The sequence below is a fragment of the [Micrococcus luteus] ATCC 49442 genome, from assembly GCF_010367585.1.
Taxonomy (GTDB): Bacteria; Actinomycetota; Actinomycetes; order Actinomycetales; family Micrococcaceae; genus Arthrobacter; species Arthrobacter luteus_A.
Genome location: NZ_JAAAXP010000001.1, coordinates 3,691,654 through 3,715,990, shown reverse-complemented (window position 1 = coordinate 3,715,990; position 24,337 = coordinate 3,691,654). Strand labels below are relative to the sequence as shown.

The following is a 24,337-nucleotide window of genomic DNA, read 5'->3' as shown; positions in this document are numbered from 1 at the left end:
GCCGCCGAAGTCAATGGAAAAGACTGTGCAAGCGGAATACTTCACATGACGCCCGAGTTGTTCCAAGAGCGCAAAGCCCGCTTCACTGGTTTTGCCCTAAACCGCAAGAGTCTCCCGAAGGAACGCCATGAGCCCCCAACTGACAGTCAAGCTTCAGCCAGGTACCCAGGCCCCGGAATTCACCCTCCAGGACGCCGCCGGCAAGGCAACTTCCCTGTCCGACTACCGCGGCAGGAACGTCATTGTGTACTTCTACCCGGCCGCGGCAACACCGGGCTGCACCACCGAGGCCTGCGATTTCCGGGACAGCCTCGCATCCCTCCAGGGCTCCGGCTATGAAGTGCTGGGCATCTCCCCCGACGCCCCCGAGCAGCTGGCCGCGTTCACCGGCGACTTCGGCCTGACCTTCCCGCTCCTGTCCGATGAGGACCACAGCGTGGCCCTCGCGTACGGGGCCTGGGGCGAAAAGCTGGTCAACGGCGAGATCACCGAAGGACTCGTACGCTCCACCGTGGTGGTGGACCGCGACGGAAACGTTGTCCTGGCCCAGTACCAGGTCAAGGCACAGGGCCACGTCGCCGCCCTTCGGGAGACGCTCGGCATCTAGCAAGGCCGGTTACAAGCGGCCGCGGATCGGAGTCAGGGATGGCGATCGAAATTCGCCCGGGCACCATTTTTGAAGACGTCCGGACCATCGTTGGGCCCAAGCGGCCCGACGCCACCGTGTGCTGGTGCCTGAGCTACCGCATCCCGTCCAAGCAGAACGTGGAACTGCGCGGGACCGCCCGTGGTGACCTCGTGCAGGAACTGGTGAAGCAGGATCCCCCGCCAGGGGTGTTGGCGTACGACGACGGCGACGTGGTCGGGTGGGCAGCTGTCCATCCGCGCGCTGACACCAGCTTCGCCCGCAACCGCAGGATTCCGCATGTGGACGACCTGGACGTGTGGTGCGTCTGGTGCATCAGGGTCCGTCCCGGCCACCGCGGCAAAGGCATCTCCCGCCATCTGCTCAAAGGTGCCGTGGAACTGGCCCGCAGCTACGGGGCACCGGCCATCGAGGGCTACCCGGTGGATAACCAGGGCGCCAAAGTGGATCTGACCATGGCCTACGTGGGAACGCGCAAGCTCTTTGAGGACGCAGGGTTCGTCAAGGCCGCTGACACCGGGTCAGTGCTCAACGGCTTCCCGCGGGTGCTGATGCGCCTTGACCTGCGCTGACCGGCACCCGGGGTGTGGCTCAGGGTTTCTTCCGCCAGTTGTTGGGCCAGTCCGAGTCGATCGCCCACAAGGCCAGGAGCAGCGCGTCCATTGTCATCAGCCCAGCTAAGAGGTAAGCCCAACCTGTGTACCAATGCACGGTGATCTCCTGACCCGGTAACCCCAGCCACTCGATGGTGGTAAGTCTGGCATGGATCGGGTCAGGAGGGAACGGCTATTTCAGGAGCCCTGCCAGGCGGCCGTGAACCTCGGTTTCACGGTTGAGCAGGCGGGTGAGCCTTTCGACTTTTTCGGAGAGTTCAACGCCCACCGCCAGCCGGTCGCCGGGCCAGCTGGAGGCTTCCCACGATTCCCCCAGCGCCTCAGCCAGCGAGCGGGAAAGAGAGCGGAGCTTCCAGGAATGGCTCAGGTAATGGACCGTCCGGCGGGGGCGTCGGCCCTGCTTCAAGAGCCGCCACGACTGAGCCACCCTGCCCCGCAGTCCGTTATTGAATTCAGTCTCTTCCATAACTCCTGCACCGTCCTCCGGCAAGCCGCTCATGCCTTCAAAGCCCTTCCTTGAAGCTCCTCCTTCGAGTGTGGCCAGCGACGCTCAAGGTCCCATCAAGCCAGCGCAAGTATTCCCACAAGACCTGTCACTCCAAAAACGGTGCTTGTAGCCGGAAGCGGCCGCCGCACGGCCAATCAACTCGCGGCGTCAGGCCTGTGACATGCCCCGGTGTCCTTAATACGGTAAAAGTAGAGCTATGCCATCCATGCCCGAAACACGTCGTGCCGTTGTGATCGAGGACGACCCGGACATCCGGGGCCTCCTGGTCCGGATCCTCGTCAAGCAGGGCTTCGAGGTCACGCAGGCCGAAGCCGGCCTCCCCGGTGTGGAAGAGGTCCGCCGCGTCCGGCCTGACCTGGTCACGCTCGACCTGAACCTCCCGGACCTGGACGGCCTGGAGGTCTGCAAGCTGCTGCGGGGGTTCTCCGATGCGTTCATCATGATGCTTACAGCGCGCACGGACGAGCTGGACAAACTCACAGGCCTGGACAACGGAGCCGATGACTACATCAGCAAGCCGTTCAGCCCCCGGGAACTCCAGTCCAGGATCAACGCCCTGTTCCGCCGGAGGGGCCAGTCCCCGGCCGTGGATACCGCCGCCCGCAGCGAGCTGGAGCGCGCCACCGAGGTCCAGCAAAGCCTGCTGCCCAAGGAGGACGTCCGGGTAGAGGGCTACGACCTCGCCGGCGTCTTCCGTCCCTCCCGCAGCGTGGGCGGGGACTTCTACGACTGGTACCCCACGCCGGACGGCCTGCACCTGACGTTCGCCGACGCCATGGGCAAAGGCATGGGGGCTGCCCTGATTGCCGCCACTGTCCGGGCAGTCATGCGCTCCACCGGGCACCGCCAGGACCTCGACGCAGCTTTCGCCTCGGCCGCCCGGACCATCGCGGCGGACCTCGACTCCTCCAACTCGTTTGCCACCCTCTTCCACGCGCGGCTGGATGCCGCGTCCGGCGTCGTACGTTACGTCGATGCCGGCCACGGCCTTGCCCTGCACGTGACAGCGAACGGTGAGGTGCACCGTCTTCCCAGCGGCGGCCCGCCGGTGGGAGCGTGGGCGGACTCGGCATGGCCGCAGTCCGCCATCGGTCTCGCCCCGGGCGACGCCCTGGTGGTGGTCAGCGACGGCGTGCTGGACGTCTTCGACTCGGTGGAGTCGTTCACCCGGGCCGTGTACTCCGCGGCCCACGGCCAGAACTCCGCGCAGTCCGCCAGCGATGCCATCCTGGCACTGGCGCCTGCCGAAACGGCTGATGATGATGTAACCGTCGTCGTGGTGCGCCGCCTGGCCGGGGCTGTCGCGGCATGACCCGCTTCTGGACCCGCCTGGTGGTGGTCCTGACCGTCATCTTCGGCCTGAACTACGTGGCCTGGCGCTGGGCCGCCTCGCTGAACTGGGACGCCTGGTGGATCGCCGTGCCCCTGGTGGTGGCCGAGACCTACAGCCTGATCGACGTGATGCTGTTCGGTATGACGGTGTGGAAGCTGAAGATCCGCAAGGCGGCACCCGCGCCGCCGCATGACGCCACGGTTGACGTTTTTATCACCACGTACAACGAAGACCTGGACATGGTGATGACCACCGCCCTGGCCGCCCAGAAGATCCGGCACCCGCACAGCACCTGGATCCTTGACGACGGCGCCCGCCCCGAGCTGGAAGCCCTCGCCGCAGAGCACGGGCTGGGGTATGTGACCCGCAGCGGGGACTGGACCGCCAACGTGCCGCGCCATGCCAAGGCCGGCAACCTGAACAACGCCCTGATGGTCACCCACGGCGAGTTCCTGCTCATCCTGGACGCGGACCAGATCCCCGAACCGGACATCCTGGAAAAGACCCTCGGCTACTTCAACAACCGCCGGGTTGCCCTCGTCCAGACTCCCCAGTACTTCAGCAACGTTCCCCCGGACGATCCGCTGGGCAGCCAGGCGCCCCTGTTCTACGGCCCCATCCAGCAGGGCAAGGACGGCTGGAACGCGGCCTTCTTCTGCGGCTCCAATGCCATCCTGCGCCGTGAAGCGCTGATGCAGCTGGGCCTGGTGGGCTACGTCAAGGAGACCGAAAAGAGCATCCGCCGCGCCCTTGCCGCCTCACGCTCCGCCATCCGGCAGGCACGGAAATCGGCCGACGTCGGCACTCCCCTGGTCTCGGAAGTGCTGGATGAGGTGGAGGCCGCCACCCTTCAAGCGCAGGAGCAGCTGGCCGCCGGCGAGCCCCTGGGTGAGATCACGTACCGGGTCCGCCGCCGGGTGGACGCCGCCGTGCAGACCCTGGTCATGGCCGATATGTCCGCCCTGCAGGCCGACCTCGAGGAAATCGCCGCCATGGAGCTGGCCCATGTGGGCGAGGCCGGCGTGCCGGTGGTGGCCGATGACGCGGTACAGCGCATGGCCGCCCGCGACTGGTCCCCGCTCGGCGCGCTGGAATCCGTGCAGGCGGTCCTGGATGCCCTGAACGTGGAGCGGAACGACGAAGCCCAGCCGGTCATGCCGCTGGCCACCATTTCCGTCACCGAGGACATGGCCACCGCGATGCGGATGCACGCCATGGGCTGGGAAAGCGTCTACCACCACGAGATCCTGGCCTACGGGCTGGCGCCGGAGGACATCGCAACCATGCTCACCCAGCGCCTCCGCTGGGCGCAGGGAACCATCCAGGTGCTCCTCCGCGAAAACCCGCTGGTGCAGAAGGGCCTGAAGATCGGCCAGCGGCTGATGTACTTCGCCACCATGTGGACGTACCTGAGCGGCTACGCGGCGGTCATCTACTTCGCCGCCCCCATCATCTACCTGCTGCTGGGCGTCCTGCCCGTCACCAGCCTTAGCTGGGACTTCTTCCTCCGGTTCATCCCGTTTATGGTGGCCAACCAGCTGCTGTTCGCGGTGGCCGGGCGCGGGATCCCCACCTGGCGCGGCCAGCAGTACAGCCTGGCCCTGTTCCCCACCTGGATCAAGGCGTGCTCGACGGCGGCCAAGAACGTCTGGTTCGGCCGTCCCCTGGGATTCGCGGTGACCCCGAAGGCCCGCCAGACCGGCGGCCCAAGCTGGAGCCTGATCCGGCCGCAGATTATTGTGGCGGCGCTGCTGGCTGTGGCCGCCGTCGTCGGAATTATCCGCCTCGCCACGGGACTGGCCGAGCCCCTTGGCACCCTGGTGAACGTCGCCTGGGTTATTTTTGACCTGGTGGTCATGAGCATCCTGGTTCGGGCTGTTTTGTATAAGGGCTACGAACCCGCGGGGGACGTTGATGCTGGAGAGAGGGAAGCCGATGGAGTTTAGCTACGAGGTCAGGGATTCGTACGCGGAGGTCAAAGCGGACGGGCGGCTGAACATGGTGTCGGCGCCCAAGCTGCGCGAGTTCGTCACCGATGTCATTGCCGGCGGTTCGTCACGGATCGTGGTGAACCTGGAAAACACGGCGTTTATGGATTCGTCCGGACTCGGCGCGCTGATCGGCTGCCTCAAGGCCGCCCGCCAGGCCGGCGGGGACCTTCGCATCGCGGCCGTCCAGCCCCAGGTGAAAATGGTGCTGGAGCTGACCAGCATGGACCGGGTGCTCAACGCCTACGCCACCGCCGAGGACGCGTTCAGCAATGACTGAGGTCCTGGCGCAGCGCAGCTTCAGGGGCCTCGCTGCGGCGGAGGCCATCGAGGCCGTCCACGACGAACTGGACGGTCTGTGGAACGACGCCCCCTTCGTCCAGGACATGGACCAGATGACGTTCACCACGGCCGTCATCGAATCGGCGTCAAACATCGTCCAGCATGCGCTGCCTGCCAAAGCGAAGCGGCCTGTGGAGTTGGGCGTGGACATCAGCGTCCAGCCCACGCTCCTGCAGGCGAGGGTCAGCGCCTTCTACGCGAAGCCTCCCTTCGGGCCGCTGTCACCGGGCACCCCGGATGACGAATCCGAGTCGGGCCGGGGCCTGGCGCTCATCGAGGCGCTGGTGACCACCGTGACCTTCGAGCGTCAGGACGGCACCAACACCTGGATCCTGTCCAAGACGTCCCAGTCCTAGGGCCGGACTGCGGGTTCTGACAGTTCCCAGCTGAACAGGGCGGAGATGGTTGCCCCGCCGCCGGGGGTGTCCTGGATGTCCAGTTCCCCGCCGTGGGCGTGCGCGATGCGCCGGCAGGTCGCCAGGCCAAGTCCCGTGCCGGGGCCGTCTCCTGCCCGGTGCAGCCTCACCAGCGGCTCCACTGCACGTTTCCGGTCTGCGGGGAGGATGCCCACGCCGTTGTCCGCGACGCTGACCGTCACCCCTTGCCGGGTGACGACGGCGCCCACGGCGACCTTCAGGTCACGCTCGGGGCTGCGGTAGTTCAGAGAGTTAGCCAGCAGGTTCTGCAGCAGCATCCGCAGCTGGACCGGGTCTGCCAGCAGTTCCGCATCAGCACAGGAGATGCCGGACGCGAACCCCAGCTCCACGCCCAGATCGTGAGCCGCCTCTTCGGCCACCGCCAGCAGCGAAACCCGCTCCCGGCAAAGGCCCCCGTCCACGCGGGAGTACTCCAGCACGTCCTCGAGCGTCCTCAGCATGCGGCGTCCGCCGCGGCCGATGAACTCCAGGTACTCAAGGGCAGGATGGCCGGTCGGGATGTCCGGATCGTCCTCGGCGAGCTCCACGTAGCCCAGAATTGTGGTCAGCGGAATGCGGAGGTCATGGCTGACCCGCCCCGCGAACTCACCGAGCATGGCGTTGCTGCGCTGCAGTTCCGCCAGCGCGTCGCTCAGCTGCAGGGTGCGGTGCTGAAGCTCCAGCACCTCCACCACCTGGCGAGCCAGCACTTCCACCATCCCGATCTGCTCCGCCGTGGGGCTTTCCAGGTCATCCGAGAAAATGCAGAGCGAGCCCAGCACAAAGCCTGAGGCGGTCTCCAGTGGTACGGACGCGTAGAACCGGACACTCGCGATCTCGCCGGTGACAAACGGGTTGTCCACGAACCTCGGGTCCCGGGATGCGTCCGGCACCACGGTTGTCCTGCCCGCCAGGAATACCTTGGCGCACATTGAGTCGTCCCGGGAGCACACGGCCGGGTCCACGCCGGACGCCGCGATCTGCACCTGCCGGTCCTCGGTGATGATGTTGACCACGCTGAAGGGCACGCCGCACAACCGCGCGGCCAGCCGGACCAGGTTGGTGAGCGCGCCGGCGGCATCGCCATCGGCCGGCGACGGCGGCCCGCCGGCGGCTGCTGAATCCAGCCCGTAGTTCCGGATCGCCGCCGTGCGGTCCGTCTCCGCCACAGTCCGCCCGTGCACGACGGTATCCATGCAGTGCTGTCCCCCTTGTGTGTCCTACGCCCCCGGTTCTCCGCCGATCCTATCGGGCCACCCGGCAACCGTAATGATGAGTAGGCTAGATGGCATGCCTTCTGAAGAAACACCGGCCGAGCGCCGCGAGGTCACTATCCGCCGGGCACCCAAGTATGTGCCGTTCCTCATCCTCGGGGCACTGGTGGGCGTGGCCGTGGCAGCAGTGGTGGCGTACGCGCTCCCCGGCGATGAAAGCTTTGACCGTGGAGCGGTGTTCGGCTTTTTCCTGGTGATGTTCGGCGGCGGCGGGGCAATCCTGGGCGCCGTGGCGGCCCTCATCCTTGACCGCCGCAGCGTCAGGCGGCAGCAGCGCGCGGTTGTTGAGGCCGTCCCCGATTCCGAGCCCGACGACGGTACCGGCCAGTAGGCTTCCGCCCGGCGGTCACAAACGCGGGCCCGGAAAAGTCTTACCGCATCTCATGAGATAATCGACCAGTGGCACGCGGCGATGGAAAACTTTCTCATGATCTTCTCCCTGGCGAAAAAGGCCCTCAGGACGCTTGTGGCGTTTTCGGGGTCTGGGCACCAGGTGAAGAAGTAGCAAAACTAACCTATTACGGGCTGTATGCATTGCAGCACCGCGGTCAGGAGTCGGCTGGTATAGCCACCAGTGACGGCAAGCGGATCAACGTCTATAAGGACATGGGCCTCGTTTCCCAGGTCTTCGACGAGACCACGCTGAACACCCTGACCGGGCACCTGGCGGTGGGACACTGCCGCTACTCCACCACCGGAGCCAGCCACTGGGCCAACGCCCAGCCCACTCTCGGCGCAACCAGCACCGGCACGGTGGCCCTGGCACACAACGGCAACCTCACCAACACCGCCGAGCTCAACGCCATGATCCAGGAACGCAACGGCGGCCAGCTCAGCGGTGAAATGAAGCAGGGCAACACCTCGGACACTGCCCTTGTCACCGCACTTCTTGAAGGCGAGGAGGGCAAGACCCTCGAAGAGACCGCCATGGAGCTGCTGCCCAAGATCAAGGGCGGCTTCTGCTTCGTCTTTATGGACGAAGGCACGCTCTACGCGGCACGCGACACCTACGGCATCCGCCCGCTGGTCCTCGGCCGGCTGGAACGCGGCTGGGTTGTCGCTTCCGAGCAGTCCGCCCTGGCCACCGTCGGTGCCAGCTTCATCCGGGAGATCGAACCGGGCGAATTCATCGCCATCGACGAGGACGGCGTGCGTTCCAAGCGCTTCGCCGAGCCGACGCCGGCCGGCTGCGTTTTCGAATACGTTTACCTCGCCCGCCCGGACGCCGCCATTTCCGGCCGTTCCGTGTACGAGTCCCGTGTTGAGATGGGCCGCCAGCTGGCCCGTGAAAACACCCAGGAAGCGGACATCGTCATTCCCGTCCCGGAGTCCGGCACCCCTGCCGCTGTGGGTTATGCCGAGGAATCCGGCATCCCGTTCGCGCACGGCTTCGTCAAGAACTCCTACGTCGGCCGCACCTTCATCCAGCCCTCCCAGACGCTCCGCCAGCTCGGTATCCGGCTCAAGCTGAACGCCCTCGAGTCCGTGATCCGCGGCAAGCGTGTTGTGGTGGTGGACGATTCGATCGTCCGCGGCAACACCCAGCGCGCCATCGTCAGGATGCTCCGCGAGGCCGGCGCCGCATCGGTTCACATCAAGATTTCCTCCCCGCCGGTCAAATGGCCCTGCTTCTACGGCATCGACTTCGCCTCCCGGGCGGAGCTGATCGCCAACGGGGCCACCATCGAGGAAATCTCCCAGGCCATCGGCGCCGACTCGCTTGCCTACATTTCCGAAGACGGCATGATCGAAGCCACCCGGCAGCCCCGGGAACGGCTCTGCACCGCCTGCTTCACCGGCAAGTACCCCATCGAGCTCCCCAGCTCGGACAAACTGGGCAAGAACCTGCTGGAGCGCACCGACCTCGGCGGCCTCACGCCGTCGCCCGCTGCCCTCCCGGGTGCCACAGCCGCACTGGCTGTTCCCGCCGTCGACAGCGACGAGGACCCGGCCGGGAAGGCCGGAGCCACCGGCTGCGATCCGGGACCGGACGCCGAGTTCGAGAACTTGCTCACCGAAGCTGACCTTGTGCCCGAGATCCACCACGCAGCCACCACCCCCGGCGCCGACAAGAAAGAGTCCGTATGACTTCCGCAACCCCCGCCTCCGGGAACGCCGCCGGCATCACCTACGCTTCTGCCGGTGTTGACGTTGAAGCCGGCGACCGCGCCGTAGAGCTGATGAAGGGTGCCGTGAAGGCCACCCACAACTCCTCCGTCATCGGCGGGGTGGGCGGCTTCGCCGGACTGTACGACGTCTCCAGGCTGCTGACCTACAAGCGCCCACTGCTGGCCACGTCCACCGACGGCGTGGGCACCAAGGTTGCCATCGCCCAGGCCATGGACATCCACGACACCATCGGCTTTGACCTGGTGGGCATGGTGGTTGACGACATCGTCGTCGTGGGTGCCGAGCCGCTCTACATGACCGACTACATCGCCTGCGGCAAGGTTGTCCCGGAGCGCATCGCGGACATCGTCCGTGGCATCGCCGCGGCCTGCTCCGTGGCCGGAACCGCTTTGGTGGGCGGCGAAACCGCCGAGCACCCCGGCCTGCTGGGCGAACACGAATACGACGTTGCCGGTGCTGCCACCGGTGTGGTGGAAGCCTCCGACCTGCTGGGCCCGGACCGCGTCCGCGCAGGCGACGTGGTGATCGGCATGGCGTCCTCCGGCCTGCACTCCAACGGCTACTCCCTGGTCCGCCGCGTGATCAACCACGCCGGCTGGGCCCTGGACCGCCAGGTCTCCGAACTCGGCCGCACCCTGGGCGAGGAACTGCTGGAACCCACCCGTGTGTACGCCGCGGACTGCCTGGACCTGGCCCGCGCCTTCCCGGTCAGCGGCTCCGCTGGAGGTGCGGCCGTGCACGGGTTCAGCCACGTCACCGGCGGCGGCCTGGCCGCCAACCTGGCCCGCGTCCTGCCGCAGGGCCTCGTGGCCACGGTTGACCGTGCCACCTGGGAACTGCCTGCCATTTTCAAGCTGGTCTCCGAGCTGGGCAACGTTCCGCTGGCCGACCTGGAGCGCACGCTGAACCTCGGCGTGGGCATGGTGGCCATCGTGTCAGCCGAGGCTGCCGACGCCGCCGTGGCCCGCCTCAACGACCGGGGCCTGCCGTCCTGGGTCATGGGCACGGTCACGGCCGACTCGGACTCCATCCTCAAGTCCGGCCCGGACTACGTCCAGGGTGCCAAGGGCGTGGACGGCGGCGCCGTCCGCCTGGTCAACGCCTACGCCTAAACACTCCATCGAGTGCTCCGTAACTGCCCTTTTGAACCCTCAACACGGCGGTTACGGAGCACTCGATGTGTTTAACCGGTCTAAACCTCCAGCAGGCTGAACTCGCCGCCCTGCGGATCCTTGAGCGTGGCCGTCGCACCGGGAGTTTCGTCGTCGTCGGACTCCGGCGCGATCAGCGCCTCGGCACCGGCCGCCACAGCCCTCCGCACCGCGTCAGCCACGTCGGAGACGCCGAAGTAGATCTGCCACCTGGCCGGCGCCGCGGCCGCGACTATCCCCGCCACCTCCGCACCGTTGACCATCAGCGTCGAGTAGGTGCCGCCGTCGTCCTGGGGGTACTCGGTCACCTCGTGGCCGAACAGCTGCTGGAAGAATCCGACGGCGGCCTGCGGCTCGGGCGTCAGCAGTTCCGTCCAGGACAGCGCGCCAGGCTGGTTGTACCGGCCGGTGCCGGTGTGCGTTCCGGGCTGCCACACCCCGGTGGTGCCGCCGCCGGGAGGATCCACAAACACCATGACACCCGTGTCACCCACTTCCTCGGGACCAAACTCCACGGACCCGCCGGCGTGGGGAACTTCCTCGGCAAGCCCTGCGGCGTCTTCTGCCGCGAAGTAGATGTTCCACTGGGCGCGGGTGCCCAGCGCCTCTTGATGGGGGTTCTGAGGGGCCACCACGGCCACCAGGTCCTCACCCGCAAACGCCTGCGCATAGCTGCGGCCATCGGGCGTGGGCAGGTCCTTGAACGTCCAGCCGAACACCGCCGTGTAGAAGGCCTTGGCAGCTTCCACGTCCCGGGTCTGGACGTCAGCCCAGCACGGTTCGCCGTGGCGGAAGCGCGGAGACGGGGAGTTCTCTGTCATTGTGAGGTCCTTTCGCGGGCGGCAGATCGCATCAAGACTCCAGTCAACACCAAAAAGCCCGCCACCTGCACCGGATTCCGGCGCAGGCAACGGGCCTGATAACTGAGGCCAGCACCTCGGATCCGTCTGGATCAGGGGTGCTGGAAAAGAAGCGCTGTACCAGCGAACAGATGTGGCGTCCGAGTGTACTGCGGTGTCACGGGACCGGCTGCCTTGCGGCGGAACCGGCTGTGACAGCTAGCCGATCCGACGGGTGTGTACCTCGTCGTCGTCTTCTTCCAAATCATCCGCGTACTTATCCACATAAGCCGAATAGTCCGGTTCAACCGGGTCATTCGCGAAATGGCTCGTGGCACGACCTTCACGGCCCTTGAGCTCGCGCTGGAGGGCTGAATAGTCAGTGTTCGGGGAGTAGTACTTAATGTCCCGAGCCTGCTTTGTAGCTTTTGCCTTTTGACGGCCGCGCCCCATGGCGTGACCCCCTTTTGTACTCGGACCGGAGGTGGTCACCTTTGGCTATCGGTGAGGCCCCGGAATGTTTGGTCAATTTGTCGTACACCTAGATTACATGCTTTCGGTGGCGGGTGCTTGCCAGCCTGTGGGTCCACAGGCCATGTCGGGTACCCTTCCCCCCGCGGACAGCGGGCTTCCTGGCTTTTTTCTTGGATAGAGTCTCTTCAACAGATGCCGCTCCGCGCGCCCGGAACGGCATTCCAAAGCGACTGAACCCGGGAGGATCATCCGGATGGACAGCCAGGAACAGCGCCGCATTCCGCCCAGGCCTGCCGCGCCGCCGGCCGCGGGATTTCCGAAGGCGGCAGGACCCGTTGCCCCTGCGGCGGATCCGCCGGTAAAGCAGCGGCGCGCCGTGTCCACCCTCCTCAAAGCAGTGTTTGTTGTGGTCCTGCTGGGTGTTGTGGGCGGCCTGGTTTGGCTCGCCAACTGGCTTGGTTCCGAGCCGCCTGCCACCTCCTCCTCGGATCCCGGCTCGGGCATCGTGGAAACGTCGCCCACTCCGCTAGCCACCCCGCCCGCACTCCCGCGGGAAGGCGTGACGCCTCCGAACTACCGGCTGGGAGACTGTTTCAAGGACTTTGACCCTGAGGCGCTGCGGTCAACTGTGGTGGCCTGCGATGCCCCGCATTCCGCCCAACTGGTGGCCGTGTACCGTTACCCGGGCAGCGATCTGTATCCGGGCCGGGAGGCCCTCGCCGCCAAGGCCTTGGAAGCCTGCCAGGCGGCGAAACTGGCACCGGCGGCCAATGACTACACGCTGAACTTCCAGCGTGCGTACCCCAGCGGCACAAGTTGGGACTCGGGCGACCGCCGCGTGGACTGCTATGTGACGGCCGACGCCGGAAACGTCATTAACGCCAGCGTGCTCCCCTAGGTTTCAAGGGAGCACGACGGCGGCGCAGCAGTCCCAGCCTGCGCCTCCACTGGTGCGCAGGCGCGCAGGGGCGGACAATTGGTGCACCTTGCAGTGACTGTTTGGAGCCATCATGCGCAGTTCATCTGGCTTGCTAAGACACCACAGGCTTCTGGCATTCTTTGTCCTGACCTACGCAATTTCCTGGGCATCCTGGCCTGCGTACGGTGCGGGGCTGATTCCCCGTGTGGAGTTCCTGCCCATCGGCCCGCTTGCTGCGGCAATCCTTGTCATCGCCGTCGCCGAGGGCCGTGCCGGCTTCCGCGCCTGGGGACAGAGGCTCGTCCGGTGGCGCGTCGGTTGGGTCTGGTATGCCGTGGCGCTCCTTGTTCCGGTGGCACTTGTTTCGCTCACCGGGCTGATAAACATGGTTCTCGGAGCTCCGGCTCCGGGCCTTGCGCAGTTGACGTGGAGCGGGCTGCTGACCGTCTTCGCCGTCCGGCTGGTTAATCCTCTTGACGGGCCGCTGGGCGAAGAGCCCGGGTTCCGCGGCTACGCCCTCCCGCTGCTGCAGGCGTCCCGCACTCCCCTGCTGTCCGCGACTGTTCTCGGCGTGCTCGTGGCCGTGTGGCACCTGCCCCTGGTCCTCTTTGGCGGACTAAGCCTGACCGGCCTGCCGACGACGTTCGCCATCACCTTCCTCTACGTATGGCTTTTCAATCGCACAGGCGGGAGCGTTCTGCTGACGTTCCTGTTCCACAACAGCCAGGGAACCTTCACCATGGGCTCCTTTGGATTCACCGGCACAGACGCGGGGCGTGCGGAGTTTATCTACTTCGTGGTCGTCGTCCTCACGGTTCTGGCCACTCTGGCGCTGGACCGCCGGGCCTGGCGCAGGGCACCCCGCCAGGCTACCGCCGTCGGGCGCTTCTCCATCCACGTCAGGAGGAAACAATGACCTCACCACTCGCCCGGGCTGCCGGACCTATCCCGCTGGTCTCCGGCGTCCTTTTCGCGGCTGTTGATGTGGCCCGGCTGCTCGCTGCCGACCGGAGCCTCAGCCGGATTGAGATGATGAGGCAGGGGCCCTTCATAGTGACCAATGCCCTGTACTGGGTGGTGTTCATCGGGCTAGTCCTCGCCCTGGTTTCTGTCTACTTCAGGCTCGGCGGCCGTGCACGGGGACTGGGTGCGGTGGCTTTCTGCTTCGCCCTGGTGGGCACCCTGGACATGGCCGGGAACATGTGGTTCGACGGCTTCGCCGGGCCCTGGATCGCCGACGTCGCCCCCGGCGCCATCCTGGCTGGCGGCTCCGGCATGCTCGCGGTCGGCGGGTTGTCCAGCTACGTGCTGTTCGCCATCGGGTGGGTGGTTTTCGGCATTGCGGGCTGGCGTTCACACATGTTCCCCGCGTGGATCGGCGTGCTGTTCGTTGTGGCGGGCCTCCTTGGCTACAACGCCGGGCTGCCGCCTTACGGTATCCCCATCGGCCTGGCCATGGCCACACTGGGATGGTGGATTAGCCGCTCGGGCGCGCCGGCGGCGCAGGCACGAACGGCTTCGTAACGCCCGGGATGGCACTTGGCAGCAGAATGGAGCTATGGAATTCAACCGGCTGCTGCAGATCCGGCGCGTTTACGCGCAGCCAGCGGCACTGGAGCTTCCCCGCGGGAAGGAGATCATCGGACGCTGGCCGGATGCCGACGTCGTCCTTGTCGACAATCACTGGAACATCCCGGAACTGCACGGCGATGAAACGAACGTGCCGCGCTGGTCCCGGATCAAGACCGAGGCGCTGGTCCTTGGCGTCAAGAAAGCGCTGACCGTCAAGCCGAACGGCCGGTCCGCGGACTTCATTGCGCCCTCAACTGCGAACGGCTGCGCCATGGCGTGCGCCTACTGCTACGTTCCCCGCCACAAGGGGTACAGCAACCCGGTGACGGTGTTCGCGAATATCGACCAGATTGCCCGGGCGGTCGAGCGGCACGTCACGCGCCAGGGCATCAAGCTGGAGCCCAACCAGTGCGACCCCGAACTCTGGGTCTACGACATCGGCGAAAACAGCGACTGCTCCGTGGACGCGCTGATCAGCGACAATGTGGAGGATCTCGTCACGCTTTTCCGCGACCTGCCCACCGCTAAACTGTCCTTCGCCACCAAGTTCGTGAACCCTGCCATGCTCGGGTGGGACCACGGCGGCCACACCCGGGTCCGCTTTTCCCTGATGCCGGCGGACCTGGCGAAATCGATTGACGTGCGGACCTCGCCGGTGGCGGAACGCATGGCTGCCATCAATGACTTCGTCCAGGCCGGGTACGAGGTGCACGTGAACTTCTCCCCGGTCATCATTACGGACACGTGGCTCCAGGACTGGGAGGAGCTGCTGCGCCAACTAGATGACACGCTGACCGACGCCGCAAAAGCCCAGCTCGCCGCGGAAGTCATCTTCCTGACCCACAACGAGCGGCTCCACGGGGTCAACCTGGGATGGCATCCGCAGGCCGAAACCGTGCTGTGGCGGCCGGACCTGCAGGAATCGAAGGTCTCCTCCAACGGCTTCACCAACGTCCGCTACCGGTCAGGCACCAAGTCAGGCTATGTGCGGCAGCTGACGGCGCTTATCAACAAGATCACACCTTATTGCCGCATCCGCTACGCCTTCTGAGGCACTGTTTCCGCAGGCCGCACGTCGCCGACGCGCTCGCGCTAAACTGGACCGATCATGACAGGTGCGCCCCGCCGTCTTCTTGCCTGGTTCGCCGTGCTGGCGACCCTCCTTACGGGCTGCACACCGGCGGCGAGCTCCGACGCGTCCGGCACCAATCAATCAGTCGCAGCATCCCCCGCAGCAGTCGACGTCGATCCTGCCCCGCGGCAGACCATTGCCCCTCCCCCAGCGCCAGCGTCTGCCCCCGCGCCTGCACCGCCCCCCGCGACTGCCCCAGCCGTGGAGCCTCAAGCGTTCGCCCTGAACCTCTACCAAGAGGGCGATTTCGTGCCGCAGTACACCTTCGACTGGTGCGTTGCGGCGAGCATCCAGATGGCGCACAACCTCATCGATGACACGGGTGGCGGGACGTGGACCGACAGCGCCCAGCAGGGTGAGCTGTGGGAGATGGCGCGGGCACGGTCGTCCAACTCCTTCAACGGCGCCAACCCGTTGGGCTGGGCGGAGGTTCTGACCGAGGTGGGGATGGGGCCGTACAAAGTGGTCAGCATCGCCGACTACGGGGATGCGCTGCAGACTGCGGCGCGCGCCATCGCGGACACTGGCCGGCCGGTGGGGCTGGTCATGTGGAGCGGCCGCCACGCGTGGGTGATGAGCGGGTTCGAGTCGCTCGGTGATCCCGGCCAGTTTCCGGATTTTACGGTCACCGGCGTCCGCGTCCAGGATCCTCTCTACCCGCACGGCAGCGGGCAGTGGGGCCCTTCGCCCGAGCCCAACAGCCTGCTCTCGCCTGAGCAACTGGCCACGCAGTTCGTGGTCCGCGAGCCACGACGCTGGAGCAGCGATTTGCCCGCCGGGTACCTGCTGGTGCTGCCGGTCGCCGGGGCCTGATTAGCCCGTCCCACTACGGCACTGGACGTCACGTGGAGTGTCGTCGTTGGATCTCACGGTAGATCGTGGTCCGGCACACCCGGAACAGCTCCGCCAGCTCAGCCTGAGTGTGTTCATCGGCGTCGTACAACTTCAGCAGAAGCTTCCGCTGGATCGCGGACAATTTGGGCTGTTTGCCTTTCAGCCGCCCCTTGGCCTTGGCCACCGCCATCCCTTCGCGGGTCCGCATCCGGATGAGGTCAGACTCAAGTTCGGCAACCATTCCCAGGACGTTGAACAGCAGCCTGCCCACCGGATCAGTGGGATCATGGGTGCTGCCGCCAAGGCTGAGGACCACGCCCTTGGCCGTCAGCTCGTCGGCGATGTCCCTGGCATCAGGCAGGGATCGCGCCAGCCGGTCGAGATTGGTCACCACGAGGGTGTCACCGTCCCGGCAGGCAGCCATTGCTTCACGGAGCCCGGGGCGTTCGCGCAGGGGGCGACGTCAAACGAGCGTTGCTGTGTTTGGATGGAGCCATTAGCTCCGGGTCGTGAATTGGACTTGGGGCGTGAGCCCCATCACCGGGAGGGGCATGAGTTTCAGCGTCATTTCGTTGTAACCACGGTCCTCGCCTCCGCACAGGAAGAATGCAATCTTTCGATCCGGACACCCTGTCGTGTCATGCTCTCAATCCTTCCACGACGAATTTCTAAAGGACTGCGGCTAGAAATAGCTATTTCCCGGCTTGCATTTCTCCTAAGTTGCAAAAGGGACGGATGTGTCAAGTAGAGGGTTACACCTCTGAGAACTGAGAGATCCTGCTTCGACCCCTTTGTAGTGTGCCTTGGCTCGCCCTTTGCGGGTGAATGTCAGAATTGTTGGATCATTTGCGACACGTCTAGGCATATGGCGGACAGGTATAGGTATGGATCATCTCTCGAGGGCCCCTGACAGGGCTGACGCCTTCCGGTCGCTCGCTGCTTCCCAAAAAGGTGGCGGAAAGTCGTCCCGCAAACGGTTGTCCCACGACCGACTTGAGGGTATTGGTCGGGTCAGTGCTGACGCGGAGACATATGCTGCTTCTATGGGTGAAGTCATTCGAGTGCGACGACACGTCGACCTCGCTGCAACGGAAATTGATGCGCTCCAAAGTCTTTTCGATAGGGAGTACCTGACCGAATTTGGCCCGTGGAACCCTCATGCGCCTTACGGCTATTCGCCTGCAGACACTCACGTCCTGGCGTTCCGCGGACAAGCTTTGGCGGCTCATGTGGGCTTTCAACGGCGCCGGATCGCAGTGGGCACAGATGACGTCGTGGTGGCCGGCACCGGAGGTGTCTTAATCGATGAACCCTCACGCGGTACGGGTCTCGGCAGGCGAGTAATGCGACGCGCTCAAAAGGTGATGCGCGATAAGCCTGGCGCCGACTTTGGCTTTCTCGGATGTCGAAAGGAAGTCGTGCCGTTTTATGAGTCAGTGGGGTGGGTTCACGTTTATGCCACGGAACGGTGTTTGTCTCGTACAGATCAGAGGACCATCGTTGTGACTCAGGGTGGGCCAATTCTCATCTGCTCCGCACAACGCGATGCGAGCGAGTGGCCGGAAGGTGACATCGACCTTCGGGGCACGCCCTGGTGACCTAGCTGTCCCAGAGCCGTTCCCGTTCTGGTTTTTGCCCGTTCCATGAGCAAGAAGGGCTATGCAATGAGGCGGTCAAAACGCAAGCGGCAATTGCCAGAATGCCATCTTCATATCCTCCCAATAAGAACGGGCCGTGGCCCGCTACGTCTTGAATCCTGGCCTTCGAGCGACGACTGAGCCGGGTGTCCCGTAGAGGGCTCCGCCAGTGACCGGACCGTTGAGTATCCGACCTGAAGTTGGGGAGGCGAGTACCTGGATTTTCTCGTGAACACTATCGGTGCCATTGCCATGTCCAGCGTGGGAACAGGCATTGATGCCGGTCCGGAACAGCCGAAGCCGCCGCGGCCCACCACCAACGCAGTCACAGCTACGTCCATTTACCCACCTTGGAAGGTGGCAGGGCGGCAAGGCTCCTGCAGCGATTACCGGGCCAATTCGGACACGTCGTTCAAGTGGCTTGGTGATCTCCCGGATCGCCTTGGAATTCCCGGATCTCCACCGGGAGCATCGTCACACCAGCCAGCTTCTTCCCCCATTCCAGAGCGGAATCCAGATCCGGGGCCAGGATGATGGAGAGCCCGCCGAGATGCTCCTCACCCTGAAGGTAAGGGCCAGCCGAAGTGATCACGTCGCCGCCGCTAACGCGGGTCACCACTGCCGCGACAGGTTGGTCCAAGCCTCCGGCGAAGACCCATGCACCCGCGGCCTTGAGCTCGCTGTTGAAGGCGTCCACGTTCCGCATGATGGGTTCCAGAATCTCCGGCCGCGCCTCACCACCATCGGGTTGCTGAATGCTCAGCAGAAAGTGCTTCATATGCTGATGCCTCCATGCCTGGGGGGGCCGCAGACTTCTTCGCACGCAACTGCCCCCCCCTGGTGGGATGACGGTGCTGGACCCTTTGAACATTCTGATCGGTGGAGGGGCTGGTCGAAAATGACTGTGCCCCACGCTTGGAACCCAACCGATGCCCCGGGCCAACTTACGGGCGCTCGATCTTCGCGTAGCTGGTCAGGCCACACTTACTCCCTCCGGCAGGGCGTCGTCCTCTGACCACAAAATGAACCACGTCGATTGGGGGAAATGCTCGAGCAGCCGCAGGACCCTGTTACTTACATGGCGCCGGCTGGAAGTAGTGACTGCTGAGCCACAACGCCACCTCGTTGCCGATCTCGGCGCCCTGTACGTCGGCGGTGCGGAAGTGGATGCCGCCCCAGACGCGAGCATCAACGATCTCCTGTATTGCCGCGGAGAATCCGTCGAAGTGTCGTGGCTCGCCCGGGAAGCGACCGGAGTTCACGTCGAAGGCGACCTCGTCCCTGCCGAAGAACTCCTGCGCTGCGTAGAGAGCGGCGCCGCTGACGCATCCGTGACCGGACGGGTGGTCGGAGAACGGCGGTGTGCCGAGCGGCGGGACGGTCGCTGTCGATGGATCGAAGAGCGGTTTCCATGTCGGATCGGCTTCCGTCTCCGGATTGCCGTCGGTGTCGGCTTCGCGGATCGCCGCCATCGGACGCCAGAAGTTCCAGTAGGACTTGTCTTTCCAGCAAGCGACCGCGCCATCAGCGGCGGCGAGGTTGGTCATCGCGAAGAGCCGAGCCGCGTCGGCCAGGTCGAGTCCGTGCTCCAAGGTGAGGCTGCGGAACACGCCGTTCCAGAGTGCCACCGGCGTGGCTTGCCAAAAGATGGCCGCAGTGGTCTGGTCGTCTGTTCGAGTGGTACTCACGAGAGCACCGATCTCCTTTACCTCGTTGAAGTCCGCTGTGTACTCGGCACTCCTCAGCGGGTTAGGACCCTCCGAGCGGAATTGGTCGGGACTCTCGATGATGAATGGTTGGAGATTGGCCACCCAGGCGTCTGGATCGAGCGCACCGGGCGCGACGGGCCGCCAATCGCCGGGATCAGGTCCGACGTCGAACTGGAACGGGGCCATGAACCCGTCATCGGTGCGCGCGAGGATCATCGCCGCCGCGGCGGACTCACCGGCGGCGATTCCTTCGTCCTTGTTCGGGCCGTCGGTGACGTCCGCGAGCGTTGCTTCGTAAGCAGCGTCGAGGCCAGCTACTTGGGCCGGCGGGACCAGAGTGACGAGCACGTGGTGTGCGGCGGTCGAGATCGCCGCATCAAACGATGCCTCCGGCCCAACGCCGACCGAGTCGCCGTCGAGCAGATACGGCTGGTACCCGCGGTCGATGGCGTTCACTGCGTCGTACACCGCGGCTTGAACCATCGCCATGCCGCGGAGCTGGCCGTGAGCCGTGGGACGCAGCGGGGTTACGTGGTCTTGGGCGATGGTGTTCCACTCAATGAGGACGTCAGTGTTCGCCGGCGTAGTGTTCCGTGCGTTCGAGGCGCCGGCGCCCGAGACTCCCGGTAATACGAGTGCGGCGGTCAATGCAGGGATCAAGCAGAGCGCCCACCGTCGGCGTGGACCGTTCCCCGAAGTCCGCGATGGTCGTCTGCGATGATGGTTAGCGTTGCTGTTCGTCATGGCGTCGGTCCTTCCGTCGTCGGAGCCATGTTCAAGCGGACCCGGGAGCCATGTTCAAGCGGACCCGACGGAGTCGACATCTCATGGGTGCCCGACACCGGCGGCACGCGACCGCCCGAGGTCAGCGCGATGCGCAGTCGGTGCGGTTACTCCAAGGGTGAGCCTCTGCCAGCGCGTTGTCCAGTGGAACCGCGTCCGGCAGCCTGGCAGGCCGCGGGTCAGGCCTGGGTCACACTCTCCAGGAACTGTGTCGGTGACCTCAGATGCCGGATGACAAGTGATATGTCAAAATTAGGGACCGGTTGCAGCCACGCGTTTTCGACGTCTGCAACGGCAATCCACGATGCGCAGGATTGGCTCAGGGCTGCGGTATCACGAAGTGCGCGACGACTGTCAGGACCAGGATTACAGGAACTGCGAGGACGACACTTCGGTACATGCCTCCCAGCCAGGTGCTTGCCCGGGACGGCCGAAGCACTAGCCCGATGATGACAGTCGCGAGCAGTGCCACGAGGATGCCCGCACTAACCAGCGACGCACGAACAGGCGGCCAGTGCGGCGGCCACATCGCCGAAACGCTAACCGCACATCCCCAGCTCGGCAAAAATAGGCTGCGCCATCCAAAGGACAAGCAGCCCCAGAAGGACGACGCTTGTGCGATATGCACAGGTTGCCCAACAAGATCGGGAACAGTCAGCGTCTGACGTTTCACCAGATTTTGCAGAAGGTCGGTCACTCGTCTTCTGGTCGACCGCGATCGAGCCAGTCGTCGAACAACGCGGCGAGTAGTTCCGGCCGTTCGTGGATGAGCGCATGTCCGGCGTCATCGATGACAGCCAGGGTCGCGTGCGGGTAGTGTTCGAGCAATTCGGCCGCGTCGGCATACCCGACGACCGAATCGCGTCGCCCTGCCACGACCAAGGTCGGCGCAGAGAAGACGGTCGACCCGACGTCGACCGTCCACCCTGCGAAGATACGTCCCAGCGCAGCCTCGTCCACAAGTGCCGTACCCGGCGCAACGCTGTCACGGTACCTGCGAGCTGTGGCCCGTGTGCGCAAGACGAAGTAGTCATCGAACCCCGTCCGCTGTGCAGGTTCGAGTTCGTCGTACGCATCGGCGTCCTGGCGGACCACTTCGAGGTCAGGCACGCTTCGCGCCTGCCCGGCAAGGGGGCACAACAAAGCCATGCCGAGCACGATGTCTGGCCGCTGCGCAGCCACACCACGAGCCAGGTAGGCTCCGTACGAGTGCCCGAGCAGCATCACCGGTCCCGCATCCAGGTGATCTATGAAATCGCCGAGCAGCGTCACCACATCATCGTTGCAGTTCAAGCCGCCGGCCGTCGAAAGGCCCATCCCGGGCAGATCAGGATAGATTCGCCTGTATCGCGTGTCGGGAACGATGGCCTCGATCGCCGCCTCGATCTCGCGATGATCCACACCGGCGCCGTGTAACGCAACGAGCGGCACGCCGACACCATGCTCGACGTAGTGGACCAGGACGTCGTTGATCCGGCACTCCATTCCCACACCCTAATCCATGCCGTTGACGCGAACCGCGCGAAGAATAGCCAGTTGAAGATGACGGGCTGGCGAACCGCTGGCCTAAGCGTGGCGTTCCCTTCGCGTTCGCCGGGCTGTAAGCAGCGCGTTGTAGTGTGATGGCGTGATCGTCCCCAACATTTCCCAGAACGCCGCGGCGGTGGCGGATCACTACGACGAGCTCGATCCGATTTATCGCCGGGTATGGGGTGAGCATGTCCATCACGGGCTATGGTCGACGGGTCGGGAGACGCCCGCCGACGCCGTCGAGGCGCTCGTCGACACGGTCGGCGATCGGCTGCGCCTTGTGCCCGGAGAGGCGTGCGTCGACATCGGCTGCGGCTATGGTTCCACCGCAAGGCAGCTCGCGGTGACACGCGGGGTCCGTGTTACCGGGTTAACGCTTTCGGCTGAGCAGGCCCACTACGCCGCCGTGCATCCGGTACCCGACGTGGACATCCATCTCCGGGACTGGATGGTCAACGGACTGACCGATGCCTCGGCCGATGCCGCATGGGCGATCGAGTCGAGCGAGCATATGGTCGACAAGCCCAAGTTCTTCGCCGAGGCGCATCGCGTGCTGTCGCCGGGCGGCCGCTTCGTTGTCTGCGCGTGGCTCGCCGAGACTGATGCGAAAGGTTGGAAGGTTCGCCACCTGCTTGAGCCGATCTGCCGCGAGGGGCGCCTGCCGTCGATGGGCACGCGCGAGGAGTATGAGGCGATGGCAATGGCAGCGGGCTTTGCCATCGATGGCTATGAGGATGTCAGCCACCGCGTCGCGCGCACATGGACGATCTGCGCCCGTCGGCTTGTGAAGGCCTTGCTTGTCGATCGCGAAACCCGTCGTCTCGCCCTTGGCGCGCGCAATCGCATCTTCGTTCTGAGCATCCCCCGCCTGATCTTCGCCTACCGCACCGGTGCAATGCGCTATGGGATATTCACGCTGTCGAAGGCGAGGGAGAACGAGGCGCCTCGCGAACCCGGCAAATCAGCGGCTATGGGTCGGTGAAAGGGGAGACCACCATGACAGCGAGTTCAATCATCGAGTACATCGACCAGTACGACGGTGATGTGCGGCATCGGCTGCTGACCGTGTACGAACTGATCCGGTCGGCCGTGCCCGCTGAAGCTGTGGAGTCGATCAGTTGGCGTATGCCGACCTTCAAACTCGGCACGGAGCCGTTGTTCTTCTTCACCGGAACAAAGCGCCATCTCGGGTTCTATCCGACGTCAGGCGCGATCGCGCATTTCTCGACAGAGCTGGCCGCATATGGAACCACCGAGCACGCTATCCAGCTGCCCCATAGTGCCCCGCTCCCGACCGAGCTCATCGGAGAGATAATCGCGTGGCGGCTACAACAGCTGCCTTCAGACAAGGTCTGAGTTCTTCCGCCTCAGTTGATACCGCAGGAGTACGTTGGATGAGCCCTTGAACTGTTCGATGTCCAGAAGAGTGAGGGCCGCTGGCCTCATGAAGACCGGTGTACCCTCCGCCAGAGCGTCAGGGCCGACCATCAGGTGGATCTCATCAACCAGTCCCGGCTCCAGCAAGCTGTTCCATAGGGTCCTGCTCGCGAAAATCAGGATGTCGCCCTCCCCTTCCTGCCTGCGGGCGCGTATCCATTCCGGCAGTTCCCAGCCCGGGATAACCGACGTTGTACTCTGCCAAGCGTTCCCGGCCGGTACCGTGAAGGTGTCCGAAACCACCACTTTGGGCAGGGTGTTGTATGCCCTGATGACGCGGCGGTTTTCCTCGCTGACCGCACGGTTCCCGGGGTCCTCAGGGGCGGTGGCAATTCCAGGCCAGTAGGAACTGAAGCCCTCGAAGGATTTACGGCCCAGGAGCACCATATCCGCCGCCTCGATCCGCGTGCAGTTGTATTTGTCGAAGGCTTCGTCCATGTTCAGAACGAGCGGGTTACCGTCAGAGGCAGCATAGAACCCATCCACGGACCGGACCGCGACCTCAGGATTGTTGGAGAGCGCGCACTAGGGTGGGCGTCAGTCACAATTATTGACACACCGCCCCGCCCAAGAACGTCAGTGGCGGCGACTGAGGTTAGTTCACCGCTTCTTGCCAACGCCCGGCACGGACGTTGCCTGTTTCATCCACGCCACGATCTGGAGTTCGTCGACGTCGTCAATGGACTCGAGTTCCACACCCCGCGTTGACTGGCCCCTGCCCGCCGGTGTCACCGGCGGCACAGGCTCCAGAGCGTCACCATTCACAAACATGAGCTTCACATAGCCGGCAAAACCTCCGCAGCTGAAGCACCACCCGTCGCCGACGCCACAGTAGGAGGTGCCCCACTTCACTGAGCGCCGGAGATCAGGCAGCGTCCTTGCCGCCAGCGCATCCACCGTCTCTGCGATGCCGCGCTGCGGCTGAGGCAGGCTGGCGATAGACGCGAAGACCGGCTCGTTGCCGACTGCCGCTTTCGCGGGGCTTGCCCGGCCGGTCATGGCCTCGGGCAGCGTGGTGGCGGCGTCGACAGCAAATCCAAAAAGGCAGCAACGACCCCACGCCACTGGA

The 24,337-nt window shown here is 64.9% G+C and carries 26 protein-coding genes and 1 pseudogene; 17 read left to right on the top strand and 10 right to left on the bottom strand.

Annotated elements, in window-relative coordinates:
* The first annotated feature begins 127 nt into the window (after positions 1-127).
* Positions 128-607 carry a thioredoxin-dependent thiol peroxidase gene (gene bcp / locus GUV69_RS16940; protein ID WP_164204544.1) on the top strand — a complete coding sequence of 160 codons (480 nt, stop codon included), beginning with the start codon at positions 128-130 and terminating at the stop codon, positions 605-607.
* Between the two features lie 38 nt (positions 608-645).
* Complete coding sequence (locus tag GUV69_RS16935; RefSeq protein WP_164204541.1) at positions 646-1,218, top strand: GNAT family N-acetyltransferase; 573 nt, start codon at positions 646-648, stop codon at positions 1,216-1,218.
* A 214-nt stretch (positions 1,219-1,432) separates the two neighbouring features.
* Here GUV69_RS16935 and GUV69_RS16930 read toward each other — a convergent pair whose 3' ends face one another.
* Positions 1,433-1,759, bottom strand: coding sequence for a hypothetical protein (locus GUV69_RS16930; RefSeq protein ID WP_223883796.1), 327 nt, complete (start codon positions 1,757-1,759; stop codon positions 1,433-1,435).
* Between the two features lie 205 nt (positions 1,760-1,964).
* Between GUV69_RS16930 and GUV69_RS16925 the strand changes: the two genes are divergently transcribed.
* Genes GUV69_RS16925 through GUV69_RS16910 form a run of 4 tightly spaced genes read left to right on the top strand, consistent with a single transcriptional unit; the run spans position 1,965 to position 5,787 of the window.
* Entirely contained in the window at positions 1,965-3,080 is a 1,116-nt protein-coding gene (locus GUV69_RS16925; RefSeq protein WP_164204539.1) for a PP2C family protein-serine/threonine phosphatase, read from the top strand.
* Complete coding sequence (locus tag GUV69_RS16920; protein ID WP_164204537.1) at positions 3,077-5,047, top strand: glycosyltransferase family 2 protein; 1,971 nt, start codon at positions 3,077-3,079, stop codon at positions 5,045-5,047. Before GUV69_RS16925 ends, GUV69_RS16920 begins: the two co-directional genes overlap by 4 nt.
* Positions 5,037-5,369, top strand: coding sequence for an STAS domain-containing protein (locus GUV69_RS16915; RefSeq protein ID WP_164204535.1), 333 nt, complete (start codon positions 5,037-5,039; stop codon positions 5,367-5,369). Before GUV69_RS16920 ends, GUV69_RS16915 begins: the two co-directional genes overlap by 11 nt.
* Positions 5,362-5,787, top strand: a complete 426-nt coding sequence (locus GUV69_RS16910; protein WP_164204533.1) for an ATP-binding protein — start codon at positions 5,362-5,364, stop codon at positions 5,785-5,787. Before GUV69_RS16915 ends, GUV69_RS16910 begins: the two co-directional genes overlap by 8 nt.
* On the opposite strand, the gene GUV69_RS16905 is transcribed toward GUV69_RS16910, so the two are convergent.
* On the bottom strand, positions 5,784-7,043 hold the full coding sequence (locus tag GUV69_RS16905; RefSeq protein WP_164204531.1) for a GAF domain-containing sensor histidine kinase: 1,260 nt from the start codon (positions 7,041-7,043) through the stop codon (positions 5,784-5,786). The two genes, GUV69_RS16910 and GUV69_RS16905, sit on opposite strands and share 4 nt — an antisense overlap.
* A gap of 94 nt (positions 7,044-7,137) precedes the next feature.
* On the opposite strand from GUV69_RS16905, the gene GUV69_RS16900 reads away from it, so the two are divergent.
* The 3 genes from GUV69_RS16900 (at position 7,138) to purM (ending at position 10,363) form a co-directional block, all read left to right on the top strand.
* A complete protein-coding gene (locus GUV69_RS16900; RefSeq protein ID WP_164204529.1) occupies positions 7,138-7,452 on the top strand; it encodes a hypothetical protein in 315 nt (104 codons plus the stop codon).
* A gap of 68 nt (positions 7,453-7,520) precedes the next feature.
* The gene (gene purF, locus GUV69_RS16895; RefSeq protein WP_164204527.1) at positions 7,521-9,209 is read left to right on the top strand and encodes an amidophosphoribosyltransferase; all 1,689 of its coding nucleotides are present in this window, start codon (positions 7,521-7,523) and stop codon (positions 9,207-9,209) included.
* Positions 9,206-10,363 carry a phosphoribosylformylglycinamidine cyclo-ligase gene (gene purM, locus GUV69_RS16890; RefSeq protein WP_164204524.1) on the top strand — a complete coding sequence of 386 codons (1,158 nt, stop codon included), beginning with the start codon at positions 9,206-9,208 and terminating at the stop codon, positions 10,361-10,363. The genes purF and purM overlap by 4 nt, the downstream gene beginning before the upstream one ends.
* 80 nt (positions 10,364-10,443) lie before the next feature.
* On the opposite strand, the gene GUV69_RS16885 is transcribed toward purM, so the two are convergent.
* A complete protein-coding gene (locus GUV69_RS16885) occupies positions 10,444-11,223 on the bottom strand; it encodes a VOC family protein (RefSeq protein WP_164204522.1) in 780 nt (259 codons plus the stop codon).
* Positions 11,224-11,460: 237 nt separating this feature from the next.
* Positions 11,461-11,694, bottom strand: a complete 234-nt coding sequence (locus GUV69_RS16880; protein WP_164204520.1) for a DUF3073 domain-containing protein — start codon at positions 11,692-11,694, stop codon at positions 11,461-11,463.
* Between the two features lie 274 nt (positions 11,695-11,968).
* Between GUV69_RS16880 and GUV69_RS16875 the strand changes: the two genes are divergently transcribed.
* From GUV69_RS16875 to GUV69_RS16855, 5 genes are all read left to right on the top strand, one after another.
* The gene (locus GUV69_RS16875; RefSeq protein ID WP_164204502.1) at positions 11,969-12,613 is read left to right on the top strand and encodes a septum formation family protein; all 645 of its coding nucleotides are present in this window, start codon (positions 11,969-11,971) and stop codon (positions 12,611-12,613) included.
* A gap of 112 nt (positions 12,614-12,725) precedes the next feature.
* Positions 12,726-13,550 carry a CPBP family intramembrane glutamic endopeptidase gene (locus tag GUV69_RS16870; RefSeq protein WP_164204500.1) on the top strand — a complete coding sequence of 275 codons (825 nt, stop codon included), beginning with the start codon at positions 12,726-12,728 and terminating at the stop codon, positions 13,548-13,550.
* The gene (locus GUV69_RS16865) at positions 13,547-14,158 is read left to right on the top strand and encodes a hypothetical protein (protein ID WP_164204498.1); all 612 of its coding nucleotides are present in this window, start codon (positions 13,547-13,549) and stop codon (positions 14,156-14,158) included. Before GUV69_RS16870 ends, GUV69_RS16865 begins: the two co-directional genes overlap by 4 nt.
* Before the next feature lie 34 nt (positions 14,159-14,192).
* The gene (locus GUV69_RS16860) at positions 14,193-15,257 is read left to right on the top strand and encodes a spore photoproduct lyase family protein (RefSeq protein ID WP_164204496.1); all 1,065 of its coding nucleotides are present in this window, start codon (positions 14,193-14,195) and stop codon (positions 15,255-15,257) included.
* A gap of 57 nt (positions 15,258-15,314) precedes the next feature.
* Entirely contained in the window at positions 15,315-16,151 is an 837-nt protein-coding gene (locus tag GUV69_RS16855; protein WP_164204494.1) for a hypothetical protein, read from the top strand.
* 28 nt (positions 16,152-16,179) lie between these two features.
* Here the strand turns inward: GUV69_RS16855 and GUV69_RS16850 are convergent.
* Positions 16,180-16,623: pseudogene (locus GUV69_RS16850) on the bottom strand (recombinase family protein); the annotation flags it as partial.
* A 592-nt stretch (positions 16,624-17,215) separates the two neighbouring features.
* On the opposite strand from GUV69_RS16850, the gene GUV69_RS16845 reads away from it, so the two are divergent.
* The gene (locus GUV69_RS16845) at positions 17,216-17,770 is read left to right on the top strand and encodes a GNAT family N-acetyltransferase (protein ID WP_164204490.1); all 555 of its coding nucleotides are present in this window, start codon (positions 17,216-17,218) and stop codon (positions 17,768-17,770) included.
* Between the two features lie 451 nt (positions 17,771-18,221).
* Here the strand turns inward: GUV69_RS16845 and GUV69_RS16840 are convergent, their stop codons facing one another.
* From GUV69_RS16840 to GUV69_RS16830, 3 genes are all read right to left on the bottom strand, one after another.
* Positions 18,222-18,587, bottom strand: a complete 366-nt coding sequence (locus GUV69_RS16840) for a YciI family protein (protein WP_164204488.1) — start codon at positions 18,585-18,587, stop codon at positions 18,222-18,224.
* Between the two features lie 292 nt (positions 18,588-18,879).
* On the bottom strand, positions 18,880-20,178 hold the full coding sequence (locus tag GUV69_RS16835; RefSeq protein WP_164204486.1) for a vanadium-dependent haloperoxidase: 1,299 nt from the start codon (positions 20,176-20,178) through the stop codon (positions 18,880-18,882).
* Positions 20,179-20,994: 816 nt separating this feature from the next.
* Positions 20,995-21,786, bottom strand: a complete 792-nt coding sequence (locus tag GUV69_RS16830; RefSeq protein ID WP_164204484.1) for an alpha/beta fold hydrolase — start codon at positions 21,784-21,786, stop codon at positions 20,995-20,997.
* Between the two features lie 142 nt (positions 21,787-21,928).
* On the opposite strand from GUV69_RS16830, the gene GUV69_RS16825 reads away from it, so the two are divergent.
* On the top strand, positions 21,929-22,813 hold the full coding sequence (locus tag GUV69_RS16825; RefSeq protein ID WP_164204481.1) for a class I SAM-dependent methyltransferase: 885 nt from the start codon (positions 21,929-21,931) through the stop codon (positions 22,811-22,813).
* A gap of 14 nt (positions 22,814-22,827) precedes the next feature.
* The gene (locus tag GUV69_RS16820; protein ID WP_164204479.1) at positions 22,828-23,187 is read left to right on the top strand and encodes an iron chaperone; all 360 of its coding nucleotides are present in this window, start codon (positions 22,828-22,830) and stop codon (positions 23,185-23,187) included.
* Here GUV69_RS16820 and GUV69_RS16815 read toward each other — a convergent pair.
* Both GUV69_RS16815 and GUV69_RS16810 read right to left on the bottom strand, forming a co-directional pair.
* The gene (locus tag GUV69_RS16815; protein WP_164204478.1) at positions 23,173-23,754 is read right to left on the bottom strand and encodes a dihydrofolate reductase family protein; all 582 of its coding nucleotides are present in this window, start codon (positions 23,752-23,754) and stop codon (positions 23,173-23,175) included. The genes GUV69_RS16820 and GUV69_RS16815 overlap by 15 nt on opposite strands.
* A gap of 114 nt (positions 23,755-23,868) precedes the next feature.
* A complete protein-coding gene (locus tag GUV69_RS16810; protein ID WP_244292758.1) occupies positions 23,869-24,333 on the bottom strand; it encodes a DUF1801 domain-containing protein in 465 nt (154 codons plus the stop codon).
* Positions 24,334-24,337: the final 4 nt, after the last annotated feature.

Excerpts from the sequence above, each read along its gene's own strand:
- GUV69_RS16865 (WP_164204498.1), top strand. The coding sequence starts at position 13,547 with ATGACCTCACCACTCGCCCGGGCTGCCGGACCTATCCCGCTGGTCTCC.
- GUV69_RS16905 (WP_164204531.1), bottom strand. The coding sequence starts at position 7,043 with ATGGATACCGTCGTGCACGGGCGGACTGTGGCGGAGACGGACCGCACG.
- GUV69_RS16860 (WP_164204496.1), top strand. The coding sequence starts at position 14,193 with ATGGAATTCAACCGGCTGCTGCAGATCCGGCGCGTTTACGCGCAGCCA.
- GUV69_RS16900 (WP_164204529.1), top strand. The coding sequence starts at position 7,138 with ATGCCTTCTGAAGAAACACCGGCCGAGCGCCGCGAGGTCACTATCCGC.
- GUV69_RS16925 (WP_164204539.1), top strand. The coding sequence starts at position 1,965 with ATGCCATCCATGCCCGAAACACGTCGTGCCGTTGTGATCGAGGACGAC.
- GUV69_RS16935 (WP_164204541.1), top strand. The coding sequence starts at position 646 with ATGGCGATCGAAATTCGCCCGGGCACCATTTTTGAAGACGTCCGGACC.
- GUV69_RS16880 (WP_164204520.1), bottom strand. The coding sequence starts at position 11,694 with ATGGGGCGCGGCCGTCAAAAGGCAAAAGCTACAAAGCAGGCTCGGGAC.
- GUV69_RS16830 (WP_164204484.1), bottom strand. The coding sequence starts at position 21,786 with ATGGAGTGCCGGATCAACGACGTCCTGGTCCACTACGTCGAGCATGGT.
- GUV69_RS16910 (WP_164204533.1), top strand. The coding sequence starts at position 5,362 with ATGACTGAGGTCCTGGCGCAGCGCAGCTTCAGGGGCCTCGCTGCGGCG.
- GUV69_RS16920 (WP_164204537.1), top strand. The coding sequence starts at position 3,077 with ATGACCCGCTTCTGGACCCGCCTGGTGGTGGTCCTGACCGTCATCTTC.
- GUV69_RS16820 (WP_164204479.1), top strand. The coding sequence starts at position 22,828 with ATGACAGCGAGTTCAATCATCGAGTACATCGACCAGTACGACGGTGAT.
- GUV69_RS16840 (WP_164204488.1), bottom strand. The coding sequence starts at position 18,587 with ATGAAGCACTTTCTGCTGAGCATTCAGCAACCCGATGGTGGTGAGGCG.
- GUV69_RS16870 (WP_164204500.1), top strand. The coding sequence starts at position 12,726 with ATGCGCAGTTCATCTGGCTTGCTAAGACACCACAGGCTTCTGGCATTC.
- GUV69_RS16930 (WP_223883796.1), bottom strand. The coding sequence starts at position 1,759 with ATGAGCGGCTTGCCGGAGGACGGTGCAGGAGTTATGGAAGAGACTGAA.
- GUV69_RS16885 (WP_164204522.1), bottom strand. The coding sequence starts at position 11,223 with ATGACAGAGAACTCCCCGTCTCCGCGCTTCCGCCACGGCGAACCGTGC.
- GUV69_RS16875 (WP_164204502.1), top strand. The coding sequence starts at position 11,969 with ATGGACAGCCAGGAACAGCGCCGCATTCCGCCCAGGCCTGCCGCGCCG.
- GUV69_RS16915 (WP_164204535.1), top strand. The coding sequence starts at position 5,037 with ATGGAGTTTAGCTACGAGGTCAGGGATTCGTACGCGGAGGTCAAAGCG.
- GUV69_RS16845 (WP_164204490.1), top strand. The coding sequence starts at position 17,216 with ATGGGTGAAGTCATTCGAGTGCGACGACACGTCGACCTCGCTGCAACG.
- bcp (WP_164204544.1), top strand. The coding sequence starts at position 128 with ATGAGCCCCCAACTGACAGTCAAGCTTCAGCCAGGTACCCAGGCCCCG.
- GUV69_RS16855 (WP_164204494.1), top strand. The coding sequence starts at position 15,315 with ATGACAGGTGCGCCCCGCCGTCTTCTTGCCTGGTTCGCCGTGCTGGCG.
- purM (WP_164204524.1), top strand. The coding sequence starts at position 9,206 with ATGACTTCCGCAACCCCCGCCTCCGGGAACGCCGCCGGCATCACCTAC.